Annotated in this window: 14 protein-coding genes; all 14 read right to left on the reverse strand. The window is 61.9% G+C overall.

Annotated features, from left to right (window positions below; all coding sequences use genetic code 11):
* Position 1: 1 nt before the first annotated feature.
* A complete protein-coding gene (gene uraD, locus NCR98_RS07520) occupies positions 2-523 on the reverse strand; it encodes a 2-oxo-4-hydroxy-4-carboxy-5-ureidoimidazoline decarboxylase (protein WP_244825300.1) in 522 nt (173 codons plus the stop codon).
* Positions 520-1,467, reverse strand: coding sequence for an allantoinase PuuE (puuE, locus tag NCR98_RS07525; RefSeq protein WP_244825301.1), 948 nt, complete (start codon positions 1,465-1,467; stop codon positions 520-522). The genes uraD and puuE overlap by 4 nt, the downstream gene beginning before the upstream one ends.
* A 146-nt stretch (positions 1,468-1,613) precedes the next feature.
* A complete protein-coding gene (locus NCR98_RS07530; RefSeq protein WP_250525886.1) occupies positions 1,614-2,348 on the reverse strand; it encodes an aspartate/glutamate racemase family protein in 735 nt (244 codons plus the stop codon).
* A 448-nt stretch (positions 2,349-2,796) separates the two neighbouring features.
* Positions 2,797-4,293: an NCS1 family nucleobase:cation symporter-1 gene (locus tag NCR98_RS07535; protein WP_244825303.1), complete on the reverse strand. Its 1,497-nt coding sequence runs from the start codon at positions 4,291-4,293 to the stop codon at positions 2,797-2,799.
* 291 nt (positions 4,294-4,584) lie between these two features.
* Positions 4,585-5,346: a GntR family transcriptional regulator gene (locus NCR98_RS07540; RefSeq protein ID WP_250525887.1), complete on the reverse strand. Its 762-nt coding sequence runs from the start codon at positions 5,344-5,346 to the stop codon at positions 4,585-4,587.
* 295 nt (positions 5,347-5,641) lie between these two features.
* Entirely contained in the window at positions 5,642-6,565 is a 924-nt protein-coding gene (gene ldcA, locus NCR98_RS07545) for a muramoyltetrapeptide carboxypeptidase (protein ID WP_250525888.1), read from the reverse strand.
* 5 nt (positions 6,566-6,570) lie between these two features.
* Positions 6,571-7,170 (reverse strand): tRNA adenosine(34) deaminase TadA, encoded by a 600-nt coding sequence (gene tadA, locus NCR98_RS07550; RefSeq protein WP_250525889.1) that lies wholly within the window; start codon positions 7,168-7,170, stop codon positions 6,571-6,573.
* Positions 7,171-7,172: 2 nt separating this feature from the next.
* Positions 7,173-7,559: a DnaJ family domain-containing protein gene (locus NCR98_RS07555; protein ID WP_244825306.1), complete on the reverse strand. Its 387-nt coding sequence runs from the start codon at positions 7,557-7,559 to the stop codon at positions 7,173-7,175.
* 207 nt (positions 7,560-7,766) lie between these two features.
* Complete coding sequence (locus tag NCR98_RS07560) at positions 7,767-8,525, reverse strand: ABC transporter ATP-binding protein (RefSeq protein ID WP_250525890.1); 759 nt, start codon at positions 8,523-8,525, stop codon at positions 7,767-7,769.
* Positions 8,522-9,388 (reverse strand): ABC transporter ATP-binding protein, encoded by an 867-nt coding sequence (locus NCR98_RS07565; protein WP_404989211.1) that lies wholly within the window; start codon positions 9,386-9,388, stop codon positions 8,522-8,524. The genes NCR98_RS07560 and NCR98_RS07565 overlap by 4 nt, the downstream gene beginning before the upstream one ends.
* 1 nt (position 9,389) lies before the next feature.
* Entirely contained in the window at positions 9,390-10,301 is a 912-nt protein-coding gene (nikC, locus tag NCR98_RS07570) for a nickel transporter permease (RefSeq protein ID WP_250509140.1), read from the reverse strand.
* A 45-nt stretch (positions 10,302-10,346) separates the two neighbouring features.
* A complete protein-coding gene (locus NCR98_RS07575) occupies positions 10,347-11,417 on the reverse strand; it encodes an ABC transporter permease (RefSeq protein ID WP_250509082.1) in 1,071 nt (356 codons plus the stop codon).
* A gap of 19 nt (positions 11,418-11,436) precedes the next feature.
* Positions 11,437-13,038, reverse strand: coding sequence for an ABC transporter substrate-binding protein (locus NCR98_RS07580; protein ID WP_250525891.1), 1,602 nt, complete (start codon positions 13,036-13,038; stop codon positions 11,437-11,439).
* A 29-nt stretch (positions 13,039-13,067) separates the two neighbouring features.
* Positions 13,068-13,631: a D-alanyl-D-alanine dipeptidase gene (gene ddpX, locus NCR98_RS07585; RefSeq protein WP_244825311.1), complete on the reverse strand. Its 564-nt coding sequence runs from the start codon at positions 13,629-13,631 to the stop codon at positions 13,068-13,070.
* Between the last annotated feature and the right edge of the window lie 116 nt (positions 13,632-13,747).

Here is a 13,747-nt window from a genome sequence, read left to right on the forward strand (position 1 = left end):
ATCAGTGCTGGATCAGGTCGTCGAGCCTGAAACGCGCGATCCGGTAAATCTGATCGAGACTCGCGCGAAGCTCCTCGGCGCGCTCATGCTGCACACGCTTTTCGAAGTTCGCGATGATGCCGTGGCGGTCGTAACCCCTCACGGCGAGAATGAACGGAAAGCCGAACTTCTGACCGTACTGCTGGTTCAGCGACTGCAGGCGGTCGAACTCGTCCTGCGTGCAGAGATCGAGGCCCGCGCCGCTTTGCTCGCGCGTGGATTCTGCCGTCAGTTCTCCGCGCACCGCCGCCTTGCCCGCGAGTTCCGGGTGAGCGTTGATGAGCGCGAGCTGCTTCTCCTCGCCCGCCGTTTCGACGGCTTGCGACATGGTCGCGTGCAGGCTGTCGATGTCGGCGAACGGGCGCTTTGCCGCCGCGATTTCCGCGACCCACGGCGAATGTTCGAAGATGCCTGCGAGCACCGTCACGAAAGTGTCGGCGGGCATGGAGTTGAGTTGGTCGAGTGTGTATTGCATCGCCTTCATGCCGCCGTCCCGTTTGCTTGTTGATGAGGATGATGCTCGCGCCAGTGCTTCGCGATATCGACCCGCCGCGAGACCCACACGCGGTCGTGTTTCTCGATGTGATCGAGAAACTTCTGCAGGCCGCGGAAGCGCCCCGGGCGTCCGAGCAGCCTGCAGTGCATGCCGATGGAAAGCATCTTCGGCGCTTCGTCGCCCTCTTCGTACAGAACGTCGAAGGCATCGCGCAGATACGTGAAAAAGTGTTCGCCCGTATTGAAGCCTTGCGGCGTGGCGAAGCGCATGTCGTTGGTGTCGAGCGTGTACGGCACGATCAGATGCGGCTTCTTCTCGCCGCCCGTGACTTCGACTTCGGTCCAGAACGGGAGGTCGTCGCCGTAATAGTCCGAGTCGTAGAGAAAGCCGCCGTATTCCGCCACCAGCCGATGCGTGTTCGGGCTATCGCGGCCCGTGTACCAGCCGAGCGGACGCACGCCGGTGACACGCTCGATGGCTTCCATGCCGAGGCGCATGTGCTCGGCTTCGCGCTCGGGCGACATGTCCTGATAGTGAATCCAGCGATAGCCGTGGCAGGCAATCTCATGCCCCAACTCGACGAAAGCCCTGGAAAGCTCCGGATGCCGCTCCATGGCCATGCCGACGCCGAAGATGGTGAGCGGCAACCCGCGCTTTTCGAATTCGCGCAGAATGCGCCACACGCCTGCGCGCGAGCCGTATTCGTAGATCGATTCCATGCTCATGTGACGCGACGGATAAGCTGCCGCGCCCACGATTTCCGACAGAAACTGCTCCGAGCCCGGATCGCCATGCAACACGCAGTTTTCGCCGCCTTCCTCGTAATTGAGCACGAACTGCACGGCGACGCGCGCGCGCCCCGGCCAGTTCGCCTGCACGGGATGGCGGCCGTAGCCGATCAGGTCGCGGGGGTAGTTCGGATCGTGTGACATGGCGAGGGATAGTGTCGATGGGCAAAAAATGCGTCGAATCAACGATTCTGCGGTGTTTCAGTGTAACGAAAAGCCCCGGACGCGCCCATACAGCGGCGCAGATAATCCGGGTCACGGCAGGTGTATGTAGATCGGCGTTTTTGCCATCAGCGCGGGCTGAAATCCGACAGCACGCCGTCGTAGCGCTTGGCGAGCGGGCGGGCGAAGTCGCCGCGTTTGGCCGTATGGAGTTTGAGCGCGACGAGCGCTTCCGCCCATTTCACGGCCGCCGTCACGCCTTCCACGACCGGTGCGCCGATCGCGTCCTCGACTTCGCGGCAGAACTCGGCCATGCCCGCGCAGCCGAGAACGATGGCGTCCGAGCCGTCTTCGTCGAGTGCGCGCCGGCATTCTTCGATGATCGTCTGGCGCGCGGCCGAACCGGGCTCGTCGAGTTCGAGCACGGCGACATCGGTGGCGCGCACGTTCTTGCAGAAGCGTGTCATGCCGTATCGCTCCGCGAGATGCCAGGCCATGCCGCAGGTGCGCTGCAACGTCGTCACGACCGAGAAGCCCGGTGCGATCACGCTCGCGGCATGCATGGCGGCTTCCGCGATACCGATCACCGGGCCGCGCGCAAGTTCGCGTGCTGCATACAGCGCGGGGTCGCCGAAGCAGGCGATCACGTAGCCGTCGATACCCTGCCGCTCACCCGCTTCCACTTCGGCGAGAAGTCCGAGCGAGGCGACGGCTTCGTCGTAATAGCCTTCGATGGAAGGCGGGCCCATCGTCGGACTGACTGCGATTATCTCCGTGCCGGGCGCGGCGACTTCGCGGGCGCAGCGGCCCATGGCGTCGGTCATGCGCTGGGTGGTGTTGGGGTTGATCAGTTTGATGCGCATTGCGGTTCTCCTTGCTGCTTCTGGCTTGCTGCGGTTCTAAGGCTTTGCATCTTGCGTCTTGCATCTTGCATGCCTTCGGATGGGATGCGGTCTTTTGCATGCCATCCGAAGGCGTATGGTCTTTTGCATGCTTCGATTGCTTCGCTCGCGGTTTCGACGCTTTGCATCTCGCGTTTCGCATGCCTTCGGTTAGGGTGCGGTATTTGCATGCCGCCCGCTGGCATCCGGCATTTGGTCCTTTAGATGCAGTCGGCCGGCGTACAGTCCACTGCATGCTTCGCTTGCTGCGCTCGCGGTTCTAAGGCTCTGGCGTCTTGCGTCTTGCGTTCTGCAGGCCTTCGGATGGCATACGGTCTTTTGCATGCCACCCGCTGACATCTTGTCTTTTGCATGCAGCCGGCCGACATACAGTCATTTGCATGCCAGCCGGCCGACATCGCAATACGCGTCAAACCCGCTTCCGATCTGCCAACACGTAATAAAACACCGCCGCCAATCCCGCGCCGATGAACCACGAAAAGTTCGCGGAGCTTTCCAGCGACGGCAGCATCACACAAAGAATCGCGATCACCGCAGCGGGCAACAACGCCATCACCGCGCGACGATTCACGCCCTTCGTGTACCAGTATCGACCGCTCTCTGAAGTCGTGTAGAGGTCATCGACCACGAGTTTGCCGCGCTTCATCAAATAGAAATCCACGATCAGGACGCCATATAGCGGCCCGATGAAGCTGCCGAGAATATCCAGCGTGTAATGAATCACGGCCGGATTGTTGAACAGGTTCCAGGGCGTGATGAAAATCGATGCCGTCGCGGCCATCATCCCGCCTGCGCGCCAGCTGATCAGACGCGGCGCCACGTTCGAAAAGTCGAACGCCGGCGACACGAAGTTCGCCACGATATTGATGCCGATGGTCGCGATCGTGAACGTCAGCGCGCCGAGAATCACAGCCGTCGGATGATCGATACGGCCAACCGTTTCCACCGGATCGGTGATCAATTGTCCGAACACCGGCAGCGTCGCGGCAGTCGTGACGACGGTCACGAGCGAGAACGCCAGGAAGTTGACCGGCAAGCCCCAGAAATTGCCGCGCTTCACGCTGCGAAAGCTCTTGCAATAGCGCGAGAAGTCGCCGAAGTTCAGCATCGGACCGGAGAAGTAGGAGACCACCAGGGAGATCGCGGTGATCATCACCGGCACCACTTCCATGCCGTGATACTTCACGCCGCCCAGATTCAGCCCGATATTCTGAATGCCCGCACGCCACACCATGTAGCCCGCAAGAATGAACATTACGACATACACAGCTGGACCGGCGAAGTCGATGAACTTCTTGATCATCTCCATGCCGCGCCAGAACACGATGGCCTGCAGCACCCACAGCAACATGAAGCCCGCCCAGCCGAGCGCGGACAGCCCGACGAAGCCATACCGATGCACATCCGCGTAAGGCATGAGCGAAGGCACGAATTTCAGCACGACGATAACCAGCGCGCTCGATGCCAGATAAGTTTGGATGCCGTACCACGCCACCGCAATCAGCCCGCGAATGACCGCCGGAATATTCGCGCCGAGCACGCCGAAGGTCGCGCGGCACGCAACCGGATACGGCACGCCCGCGACCTGACTCGGTTTCGCGATGAGATTGCACAACACGTTGACGAGCCCGATGCCGATCAACAACGACACGAGCACTTGCCAGCTCGTGAGGCCGAGCGCGAACAGACTGCCCGCGAAAACATAACCGCCGACGCTATGCACGTCCGACATCCAGAAAGCGAAGATGTTGTACGCGCCCCAGGTCTGATTTTTAAGCGGAGCGAGGTCTTCGTTATAGAGCCGGTCGCTATAACCGGCAGGCATACCAGAATGGTCGCCGTCTCCTTGAAACTCGCTTTCGTACGGCGGCAGAGCTGAGCTGCCGGATGCACTGAACTGGCCCATGACGTCTCCTTCGATAGGCTGCTTGCGTGATGAAAAAAGGCAAATGCTCGTGCGTGACTGAGATCAGTCGGATACCTTCGCCGGCCTTCGGATTTCACTCGGGCTCTGACGCGGTACTCTTGGGTTTGCTGGTTCGCCGGGAGCGTGATGACAAAAACGCGCGGGCACTTGCCTTCGCGCTTGCCGCCACGGCGATTTTCATTGCGCGCTCTTCTATTTCACGAGCGGTCATTCAGTGCAGCATGACGCGCGTTGGATGGCGCGCACATTGCAGACTTAAGGCGTTGCTTGCTACCGGTCGACAGGGTCGACAGCGTCGAGAATCGGCGCACTTTCGGCCGGCCGCGCAAAGACTTCTTTCAGATCGACCGCGCCGCGCGCTGGCCGCTCCAACATTTTCAATTCGACATCGCGCAGATGCTGCGCCATCAGATTCGCGGCTTTCGCGGCATCGCCGGCGTCGAGTGCGGCGAGAATCGCTTCGTGATCTTCGAACGAGCAAGAACTCCTGCCGAGCGATTCATACAGCGCCGAGATCAGCGTCGAGCGTGCAACGAGTCCGGACAGACATTCGCACAGCACGGTGTTGCCGGTGAGTGCGGCGAGCTCCGTGTGAAACTCGCCGGAAAGGCGAATCCACTGCGAAAAGTCCCGGCTCTCGAACGCACGCCGCTCCCGCCCGATAGTCATGCTGATCGACTTGAGCCGACGCATGCCGTGCCCCTTGCCGATGCGCTCCACCACCGCCAGTTCGATGATGCGTCGCATCTCGAACACCTCATGCACTTCCTGCAGCGACGGACTCGCGACGAAGGCGCCGCGGTTCGGCTCCAGATCGACCAGTCGCTCGTTCGCCAGTTGCGCAAGCGCCTGACGTACCGTGCCGCGTTTCACATCGAACACTTCGCATAACTGCGCTTCGGTCAGCTTGGCCCCAGGCGCAAGCCGATGCTCGAGGATCGCGGCGCGGATGTTCTCGGCGATCGACTCGGCATTCGCTCCGCCATTCAGGCTCGAAGCGATCGATGCTGCACTCGGTTTGGAATCGGACATGATGTGCTCGCTTGCATGTTGACCATCTTAGAATCGACATAAAGATTGTCAACAATTTGTTGTAAAAAGCCGCAATGAATCGGGCATACAGGGACGACCCATTGTTCGCACAGCCTTTTCTCACGGGCCTGAGCGAGGATTCATCGACGTTTTGTCAGCATTGTTCGCACTTTTTTGTCGACAATTGAGCCCGGGAAGTGAGCCGATATCAATTCGCGTGAAAATAGAAGAAAGACAGTTAGTTGCGATATGCGTATAAAAGAAAGGCGCTATGACAAGCGCCCTCGTTCCCCGATCAAACCAGATGCGGATAATCGGACATCGTCAACTTGAACCCGCGCTCGTTCGATACGAGATGCGCCGACGCGCCGAACGGCAACGTAAGCAGGTTATCGACGTGTCCGAACTGCAAGCCGGTAACGACGGGAATTCCCGTTACTGCCCTCACCTGATCGATCATCGCGTCGAGTGAGTAGCCGTTGTCGTATTCGGACAGGCGTCCGCCCGAGAACTCGCCCATCACGATAGCCTGCTGCCGCCCAAGCACGCCCGACTGATGCAGCTGATAAATCATCCGTTCAATGCGAAACGGATGTTCGTTCACATCCTCGATGAACAGAATGCCGCCCTCGACCGGCGGCAAATACGGCGTGCCGACCAGCGACGCAAGAATGGCCAGATTGCCGCCCCACAACATGCCGCTGACATCGACGGATTGATGCTGCGGCTCATGACTCGTCACATTCAGCGTGGGATGCGAGATCGCCTGCCAGAAATGCGTCATCGTGAAAATGCTCAGATGCTCCGCGCCGAAGTCGCCCGCGAACATGGGGCCGCCGAAGGTCTTGACGCCCGCTTGCGCAAAAAGCGCGCATTGGATGGCCGTGAAATCGCTATGGCCGACGAGCGCGACAGGTTGATCGCGCAGCCTGTCGCGCAAGCCGTCGTAATCCAGACCATGAAGAATGCGCGACGCGCCATAGCCGCCGCGCACGGCGAGCACCACGTCCGGCAAACGACGCGACGGATCGGCGAGCCGGTTCAAATCGGCCGCGCGCTCGCTGTCGGTGCCGCCAAAACGCTGGAAACGGCGCCGCGTGGCATCGATGTTTTCAAGCTTGTGCCCTTGAGCTTTCAACCTGCCGATGCCGCGCTCGACAGCCGCCGGATCGTTCGGATAGCCCGAAGGCGCGATCAGATCGATGGTGCGTGATTTCACGTTTATCAGTTCGTTTTGTTGAAGGAAACGGCGAACTCGCCGCCCTGCCCGGCTTCGCGCGCGCGCCGCAAATCGCGTTCTTCGCGCGCCAGACGCCTTCGTTCCGCAAAGAAGTTCTTGAGCGACCGGCCGCATTCGTCCGCAAGCACGCCGCCTGTCACGCTGGTGTGATGATTGAGCCGCTCGTTGGCGAACACGTCGACCACGCTGCCGCATGCGCCCGTTTTCGGATCGGCCGCGCCGAACACCACGCGCGCGATCCGAGCATGCATGATAGCGCCCGCGCACATGAGGCACGGCTCGAGCGTGACATAAAGCTCGCAGCCCGGCAGCCGGTAGTTTTCGAGCGATTGCGCCGCCGCGCGCAAAGCGGCCATTTCGGCGTGCGCGGACGGGTCGTGTCCGCCAATGGGATGATTGAAGCCCGTCGCGATGACTTCATCGCCACGAACGATCACCGCGCCCACGGGCACTTCGCCCGCGCGGCGCGCTTCATCGGCGGCTTGTTGCGCGAGCACCATGAAGCGGCGATCGCGTTCGTCGGAGGAATCGACGGATGCGGTGGAAAAGGAAGCGTCGGAAAGGTTGGGGAGGTCGGGCGACAAGATCAGCCCATCTCGCTGCGGCCCTGAGCGCGCTCGGACAGCCGCTCGGCAATGCGCCGCCTGTATTCATGCGGCACGCAACCGCCGCCGCGCAAGGATTCGAGCGCCATGTCGAGCGCGAGCATCTTCACCTGAATACGGCAGCGCGCGGCCGGGTCGGTCACGCGGTCCAGCTCGTCCTGAAGCCCGCGCAATGCGCGCAGCTGTTCGACGGCTGGCGGGACAAAACCCGCGTTCTTGAGAATACGATTGGCGACGCGCACTTCCTCCGGCACGAGGAGATCGTCGTCCAAGGCGAGGGGCGCGCCTGCGCCGGGAAGATCGTTGAATTCGCCGCGCGAGGCGGCTTCGTTGATCCGCTGTTCGACCAAAGCATCTAGCAATTTCATCGGGGGATTCGACCGGCTCTCACTGGTTGGCGGGCGCGGTCTGTCGCGATTTCCGTTGGTTAGCCTGAAGTCGGATGGCAGCCGGAAATACCACGCTTGAAGCGCTGTTCGGCAGATCCCGACAATCCAATTCCTATTCTAACAGCGGCTGGCACGCTGTTTTCATCGCGCGGCCAGAGCGCGATCGGGCTGCATTGTATACCGGCTTTATGCGTGATTTTCGCCACATTCGATGGCGTCGTTTCGACGAATGTGCTTGCGCGTATAGCCTTCGGTCGCCCGCATGAGGCTGCGCGTGTATTCGTGCTTCACGTCGCGCGCGCGGACGGCTTCCAAATCGAGTTGCTCGACGATCTCGCCATTTTTCATCACCGCGACGCGCTGACACAGAAAACCGACCACGGCGAGGTTGTGACTCACGAGCATCATCGTGAGCTTGCGCTCCGTGTGCAAGCGGCGCAGCAAGTTGAGAATTTCGGCTTGCACGGAGACGTCCAGCGCGGACGTCGGTTCATCGAGCAAGAGCACGCGCGGACCCACGATCAACGCGCGCGCAATCGACACGCGCTGCCGCTGCCCGCCCGACAATTGATGCGGATACCGAAATCTGAACGCCGGTCCGAGCCCGACCTCGGCGAGCGCGGCCAAAATGCGCGCGTCTTCATCGCCGATACCGTTGATCGCGAGCGGCTCGCGCAAGGTCTTGTCGACCGTGAAGCGCGGATGCAGCGCCGCGTACGGGTCCTGAAACACCATCTGCGGACGGCTATCGCTGACTTGCAGGCTTCCGCTCGACAGTGGCACGAGGCCGGCAAGTGCGCGCAGCAAGGTCGACTTGCCGCTGCCCGATTCGCCGACGAGCCCGAACACCTCGCCCTCCTCCACGCGAAAAGTCACGTCGCGCACGGCATCGACGTGACCGGTCTTCGTGCGGAAACGAATGCTCGCGCGGTCGATATCGATCATCGTGCGCTGTCTCCTTCGAACGATTCCGTGAGCCACGCCGGATCGCGCCGCAAGGTCGGCAACTCGGCGGGTGGATCGACGAGCGGCGGATTGGCGGCCAGCAGCCCGCGCGTGTACGGATGCTTTGCGTGCGCGAGATCCGCCGCCGCGCATGTCTCGACGATCCGCCCGCCGTACATCACTGCCACGCGGTCGCAAAACGACATCACGAGCGGCAGGTCGTGGCTGATAAAGACGAGTCCTGTGTCGTGACGCTCGATCATCTCGTCGAGCACGGCAAGCACTTGCATGGAGACGAGCACGTCGAGCGCGCTGGTGGGTTCGTCGGCGATCAAGAGGCGCGGGCCGGCGAAGACCATCATCGCGATCATCACGCGCTGGCCCATGCCGCCCGACAGCTCTTGCGGATACGCATCCGCCACGCGCTCCGGATCGCGGATATGCACCGCCGACAACGCCTCGACGATACGCGCGCGCATGGCCTTGCGGCCGAGGCGTTCGCCTTGCCGCGCGAAGGTTTCGCGCATTTGCTGCGCGACGGTCATGACCGGGTTCAACGAGAATTTCGGGTCTTGCAGAATCATGCTCATCTGCGTGCCGCATAAACGCCGGCGCTCGTTCGGCTTCATCGCGAGCAAGTCCTGGCCGTCGAAACGCAGGGCTTTCGCGGACCAGTTCGCCCCTTGCGGCAAGAGACCGAGCAGCGCGCGGCCGGTAAGCGACTTGCCCGAACCGGATTCCCCGACGATACCCAACCGTTCGCCGCGCTCGACCGACAACGAGACGCCGCGCACGGCGGGCATTGGCACGCCGTCGTGGCTGGCGAAAGAAATATCGAGTCCATCGATCTCGCACAAGGACATGTCAGCCTCCGTGACGCGGATCGAAGACATCGCGCAAACCGTCGCCGAGCAGATTGAACGCCAGGCTCACGGCGAGAATGGCGAGGCCGGGAATAGTTGCGACCCACCATGCATCGAGCAGCACATTGCGGCCAGAGGCAACCATGTAACCCCATTCGGGACTCGGCGGCTGCGCACCCAGTCCCAGAAATCCGAGCCCCGCGACGGCGAGGATGATGCCCGCCATGTCGAGCGTCGCGCGCACGATCACCGACGACGAACACAGCGGCACGATATAGCGCAACAGAATGCGCGCGGGCGACGCGCCCTGCAGACGCGCCGCGTGGATGAAGTCGGCCTGCGCGAGCCGCAGCGATTCGGCACGCGCGAGCCGCGCATACGGCGGCCACGCCGTGATCGAAATGGCGATGACCGCGTTGAGCACGCCCGGCCCGAGCGCCGCCGCAAACGCGAGCGCGAGCACGATCTTTGGAAACGCGAGCGCGACATCGGTAATGCGCATGAGCACGGTATCGACGAAACCGCCGCAATAACCCGCCACCGTGCCCATGAGCAAACCCACGGGTACGACGAGCACCACGACCAGCATGGCGATACTCAACGTGAGCCGCGAGCCGTGCACGAGCCTCGACAGGATGTCGCGGCCGAGCTGATCGGTGCCGAACCAGTGCGCGGCGTTGGGCGGCGTAAGGCGTTCGGCGAGCACTTGCTGCAACGGGTCGCGCGTGACGACGAGCGGCCCGAAGATCGCCACCACGACGAGCAGCACGAGTATCGCGAGACCGAACATGCTGAGCGGATTCGCCGAGAACGCGCGCCAGCGCCGATAAGCGCGCCCGAGCGCCGCCTGACGCGGCGACGCGGGCGTGTCGGTGAGCAACCACGCGCGCCAGTGCGCCCGCGCGGGATTCATCGGCGTGCGCTCGACGGGCGAATGCATCGACAAGCGTCCTCCATGTCAGCGTGCGCGCGGATCGAACACGCGGTAAAGCGCGTCGGTCAGCAAGTTAAGCGCAATGAACGTCGCGCCGATCACGAGCGTGCTGCCGAGCACCGCGTTCATGTCCGCGTTCAAAAGCGCGCCCGTCAGATACGAGCCGATGCCCGGCCACGCGAACACGATTTCTGTCAGCACCGAGCCTTCGAGCAGATAGCTGTACGCCAACGCGATCACCGTCAGCAACGGCACCGCGATATTGCCGAACGCGTGCCGCCAGATCACGCGCCGCTCGGACAAGCCCTTCGCGCGCGCGGTCGTCACGTATTCCTGGCTCAGTTGTTCGAGCATGAACGAGCGCGTCATGCGGCTCAGATAAGCGATGGAATAAAACGCCAGCACGCCCGCCGGCAACGCGATATGCGAGAACGCGTTCCTAAAAACGTCCCACTCGCCCGCGAGGAGCGAATCGATCAGCAGACTGCCGGTGCGCGTATCGACCATGCCGTCGTACATCGGGTCGATACGGCCCGGACCCGAAACCCAATGAAGGCGCGCATAGAACAGCAACAGACCCATCAGCGCGAGCCAGAATACGGGCACGGAACTGCCCGCGAGCCCGATGAAGCGCGCGATGTGGTCGACCATGCGGTTGTGCTTCACGGCCGCAATCACGCCGAGCGGCACGCCGATGCAAACGCCGATGAAAGTCGAGAGCGTCGCCAGTTCGAGCGTCGCGGGAAACACGCGTTTGATGTCGTCGATGACGGGATTCGCCGTCAAGAGCGACACGCCCAGATTGCCGTGCAGGACATCGCGCGCGTAGATCATGAACTGCTCGATGAGCGGCTTGTCGAGCCCGAGCTGCAAACGCGCCGCCGCATACGCCGCCGCCGATGCGCGGTCGCCGAGAATGGCAAGCACGGGATCGATGGGAATCTTGCGGCCGATGAAGAACGTGATCGCAAGCAGCCCGGTGAATGTTACCGCGAGCATGATGATCCAGCGCACGAGTGCAAGCACGAAGCGCACGCCCCTTCGCCGGCCGCTCGCGGCGCGCATTCGGTCGAAAAACGTGGGCGTGACGGACATTCGCAGGCTGCTTCGCTGGTTATTGCTTTTTGATGTCTTTGTAAGAGACGAGATCGTTGATCGGCCCAACTTCCAGCCCGCTCACGCCCGGCCGCGCCGCCACCTGCGACACCTTCTGGAACATGATGACGAAGGGCGACTTCGCGAGCACTTCGCGCTGCATGGTCTCGTAGCTCTGCGCGCGCTTTTTCGTATCGCTTTCGGCGAGCGCGGCGTTCGTTTCCTTCGTCAGTTGCGCAATGTCCCAGGCGTTGCGCCACGCAAGCATTTTGTAGCTCGACGCATCCGAGTTGTCCGGATTCCACACGAAGCCCTGCGCGTTGCTATGCGGATCGATATAGTCCGCCGACCATTCGCCGATATAGATGTCATGCGCGCGCGCCCGGTAGCGCCCGAGCGTCTGCTTGTTGTCGCTCGGCATGAGTTGAACCTTGATGTTGGCAAGCGCGAGGTTCGCCTGCACCGCCTGCGCAATCTCGCTGTATGGATAGTCGTTGCGCACGTCCATCTTCACGGTGAAGCCATTCGCAAGACCGGCCTTGGCCAGCAACGCCTTGGCCTTCGCGACATCCTGGTGATACGGATTGTCATTGAGCGCGCCCAGGAATCCCTCGGGCAGGAAGGTTTCGTGCACCTTGTACGTCGTGCGGATGACGTTCTTCTGAATGCCCTGATAGTCGATCAGCCACTTCATCGCCTCCCAGACTTCGGGCTTCGCCAGATTCGGATTCTTGTTGTTGAGGCCGAGATACATGAGCGTTGCCTGCGGCACGGCGTTCACCTTGATCTTGCCGGCCTTGGCAAGCGTGTCGAGGTCGTCGGGGCTCAGATCGCGTGCCACGTCGATGTCGCCGTTCTCGATCATCAGACGCTGGCTCGCCGCTTCGGTCACATGGCGCAGCACGATGCGCTTCATGGCAAGCGGCGCGCGATACCCGTCGAAACGTTGCAATACGATGCTGTCGTTGGCCGTCCACTTCACGAGCTTGTACGCGCCCGAACCGGCCTCGTTCGTCTTGAGCCATTCGTTGCCGTAGTCGCTGCCCTTCTGATGCGATTCGAGCAGCTTGCGATCCACCACCGACGCCGGCCACGAGCCGAGCACGTTCAACACGAAAGTCGGCGCGTAGCGTTGATCGGTGGTTATGGCGACGGTCGTATCGTCGATCTTCTTCACGTTCTGCAGCGCGTTGGCCTTCGTGAGCCCGATGCCCGCAAGCACGGCGGCCGCGCCCTTGTCCAGCAACGCGGTGCGCTGGATGGACCAGGCGACGTCGTCGGCGGAAAGCGGATTTTCCGAATGGAACTTGAGGCCGGGGCGAATCTTGAACGTGAACGTCAGACCGTCCTGACTGACCGACCACGACTGCGCGACGTCGCCGTTGAACTTCGACGGGTCTTTCAGATCGACGCGCACCAGCCGGTCGTACGTGTTCGCGACGTATTCCTCGGGCACGAGTTCGTAGATTTCGCCGGGATCGAGCGAGGTGAACTCGTCGAGCAGCGTTGCCATGACGAACATGTCCTTTGGCGTGGCGGCCTGCGCGAGTGTCAGTGTTCCCGCGCCCGCCAAAACCAGAGCCGTTGCCAGTGCCGCCGCGACTGCCTTGCGCAAGACCATGTGCTTTTCCGTTCGAAGTGAGGTTGGGTTCACATCAGCCGCAACGGGCCGCTTTCTTCGTTGTCGATGAGAGCAAGTTCGCGCGAGCCCGGCAATTCGTAATGCCACCACTCGCTGGGAATATGAGCGAAGCCCGCGCCGTGCATCACGCCGAGCAGCAGCGTGCGGTTGTGCTGTACGTGCCTTGGCAAACCCGCGTGAAAGTGCGCGGACTCGGGGACCATTGCGTCGAAGCCCGTGCCCATGTCGAGCTCGCCGCCGTTTTCATCGACGAGCGTGAGGTCTACTGCCGTGCCGCGGCTGTGATTCGAGCCGCGCTTGAGATCGGCGATGAAGGTCGGGTCGGGCAGAAAGTCCCAGAGCACCTGCTGCGCTTGCGGCGGCCGATAGGCGTCGAAAATCTTGAGCGTCATGCCGAAGCTTTGCGCAATGGCGACCGCGCGGCGCAAGGCCGCCTCGGCGGGTTCGAGCAGCAGACAATGCTGCGCTTTGTAGATGGGTTTGCCGGTGAGATTGCGATCGGTCGCGTAGACGAGATCGATCTCCACCTGATGCGTCCGTGGCGTGATGTGCAGCAAGGAGAATCGAGTCATGTTTCTGGATGCGGGAGCTGCGGTTCGTCATTCCGATAGACGAACCTTAACCCGATAGAAAAATCCGCGAAACTGTTTGTTTGGGTGGTTTTGTTTCGGCCGACGGGTTCGGTCAG

It is taken from the genome of Caballeronia sp. GAWG2-1 (assembly GCF_023631405.1).
In the GTDB taxonomy this organism is placed as follows: Bacteria; Pseudomonadota; Gammaproteobacteria; order Burkholderiales; family Burkholderiaceae; genus Caballeronia.

What these genes read in the sequence shown, in the direction of transcription:
- NCR98_RS07555 (WP_244825306.1), bottom strand. Translation starts at nt 7,559, where the DNA reads ATGAAATTGCTAGATGCTTTGGTCGAACAGCGGATCAACGAAGCCGCC.
- ddpX (WP_244825311.1), bottom strand. Translation starts at nt 13,631, where the DNA reads ATGACTCGATTCTCCTTGCTGCACATCACGCCACGGACGCATCAGGTG.
- puuE (WP_244825301.1), bottom strand. Translation starts at nt 1,467, where the DNA reads ATGTCACACGATCCGAACTACCCCCGCGACCTGATCGGCTACGGCCGC.
- nikC (WP_250509140.1), bottom strand. Translation starts at nt 10,301, where the DNA reads ATGAATCCCGCGCGGGCGCACTGGCGCGCGTGGTTGCTCACCGACACG.
- NCR98_RS07565 (WP_404989211.1), bottom strand. Translation starts at nt 9,388, where the DNA reads ATGTCCTTGTGCGAGATCGATGGACTCGATATTTCTTTCGCCAGCCAC.
- NCR98_RS07560 (WP_250525890.1), bottom strand. Translation starts at nt 8,525, where the DNA reads ATGATCGATATCGACCGCGCGAGCATTCGTTTCCGCACGAAGACCGGT.
- uraD (WP_244825300.1), bottom strand. Translation starts at nt 523, where the DNA reads ATGAAGGCGATGCAATACACACTCGACCAACTCAACTCCATGCCCGCC.
- NCR98_RS07580 (WP_250525891.1), bottom strand. Translation starts at nt 13,038, where the DNA reads ATGGTCTTGCGCAAGGCAGTCGCGGCGGCACTGGCAACGGCTCTGGTT.
- NCR98_RS07575 (WP_250509082.1), bottom strand. Translation starts at nt 11,417, where the DNA reads ATGTCCGTCACGCCCACGTTTTTCGACCGAATGCGCGCCGCGAGCGGC.
- NCR98_RS07535 (WP_244825303.1), bottom strand. Translation starts at nt 4,293, where the DNA reads ATGGGCCAGTTCAGTGCATCCGGCAGCTCAGCTCTGCCGCCGTACGAA.
- NCR98_RS07530 (WP_250525886.1), bottom strand. Translation starts at nt 2,348, where the DNA reads ATGCGCATCAAACTGATCAACCCCAACACCACCCAGCGCATGACCGAC.
- NCR98_RS07540 (WP_250525887.1), bottom strand. Translation starts at nt 5,346, where the DNA reads ATGTCCGATTCCAAACCGAGTGCAGCATCGATCGCTTCGAGCCTGAAT.